This window comes from Moorena sp. SIO4E2 (assembly GCF_010671945.1).
GTDB lineage: Bacteria > Cyanobacteriota > Cyanobacteriia > Cyanobacteriales > Coleofasciculaceae > Moorena > Moorena producens.
Genome location: NZ_JAAHIE010001257.1, coordinates 1 through 1336, shown reverse-complemented (window position 1 = coordinate 1336; position 1336 = coordinate 1). Strand labels below are relative to the sequence as shown.

The following is a 1336-nucleotide window of genomic DNA, read 5'->3' as shown; positions in this document are numbered from 1 at the left end:
TTTACAGGTTGATATAGGGAGTCGGGAATCGGGAATCGGGAATCGGGAATCGGGAGGCGTAGGGTGCGTTAGGGGCGGGCTAGCCATGATTTTACGCCTCTTCGTTCCTGCTTGAAACAGCCCCCCCGTAACGCACCATCAGGTCAAACTAATATCTTATGGAGATTAGGTTTACGTAGCCAGTTGCGCCCCTTCCAAAACCTGGTGAAATGTAGACATGCCGTGCCCAAGTATTTTCAGCCTCGGCTATAACCAATAAAACTATAATAGCAATATCCCTCTAATCCACCTTCTACATGCCTGCTAAGGACTTTACCACGATGATGAAAACCAGGAGGAAATTACGCTATGGAAACCATCACTGGAGTAACCAATTGTGCTACATCTCTTATTCAGATACTGAAAAACTATTGTAATATCCTCAATCGTCACAAAAATAATTCTATCAATAATACTGTCATCAGTAATATCATTGTTAGCGATGACAAAACTCGCTATCTAGTTATTACCGAAGGTTGGAAGGATACACAACGAATTCATTCACTCATCTTTGATGCTGAAATACGTAACAATAAAATTTGGCTACACCATGATGGTCTAGATCACGGCATTACAGAAGAGCTACTGGCGGCGGGAATACCCAAAGAACAAATTGTTTTAGCCTTTCATCCTCCCCATATCCGACAACACACTGGCTATGCTATTTCCTAGCTATCAGCTATCAGCCGTCAGCTATCAGCCGTCAGCTATCAGCTTATGCGCTACGCGCACGCTACGCGAACAGCTATTAGTTAATGCGCTACGCGCACGCTACGCGAACAGCTATTAGTTAATGCGCTACGCGCACGCTGCGCGAACAGTTATCAGCTTATGGGCTATGGGCACGCTGTCTTGAGGTGCTGAGGTTTCTTTTAAGCTGACGGCTGACCGCTGACTGCTGAATGCTTACGGGAGTAGGGAGTAGGGAGTAGGGAGTAGGGAGATAGGGAAAAAAATATCACAATTAGATTTAGTTACCCTATAGCTACTTTGAACTAGAGTGCTCTTCCAGCCAGTTGAGTAAGTCCTCACTGGTGTTAAAATCCCAGATGGCTTTTGATAAACGGTCTAGGTCTTGGTTGGTCAAGGCTTCGATTAATGCGTTCGCATTCCTGGTTAGTTGTCCAAAACGGCTCTCAAGCAGTCCCAATAGTAAATTTCTTTTCCCTTCTAGCCTTCCTTCTTCTCGTCCTTCAAGTCTGCCTTCTTCTCGTCCTTCCCTTTTCGCGAAACTCCATGCACCTCGCGCGTCCTCCAAGGCCATCTCCTGTTTGCGGAGTTTTTCCACTTCTGAGAA

Annotated in this window: 3 protein-coding genes; 2 read left to right on the top strand and 1 reads right to left on the bottom strand. The window is 45.7% G+C overall.

Going from position 1 to position 1336, the window contains the following annotated elements:
• Positions 1–348 precede the first annotated feature (348 nt).
• Together F6K37_RS42715 and F6K37_RS42710 are read left to right on the top strand one after the other, a co-directional pair.
• Complete coding sequence (locus tag F6K37_RS42715; protein WP_287257263.1) at positions 349–711, top strand: XisI protein; 363 nt, start codon at positions 349–351, stop codon at positions 709–711.
• Positions 698–829, top strand: a complete 132-nt coding sequence (locus tag F6K37_RS42710; RefSeq protein ID WP_287257262.1) for a hypothetical protein — start codon at positions 698–700, stop codon at positions 827–829. The genes F6K37_RS42715 and F6K37_RS42710 overlap by 14 nt, the downstream gene beginning before the upstream one ends.
• A 195-nt stretch (positions 830–1024) precedes the next feature.
• On the opposite strand, the gene F6K37_RS42705 is transcribed toward F6K37_RS42710, so the two are convergent.
• The coding region (locus F6K37_RS42705) for a DUF4351 domain-containing protein (RefSeq protein WP_287257261.1) at positions 1025–1336 on the bottom strand (312 nt) is incomplete at its 5' end.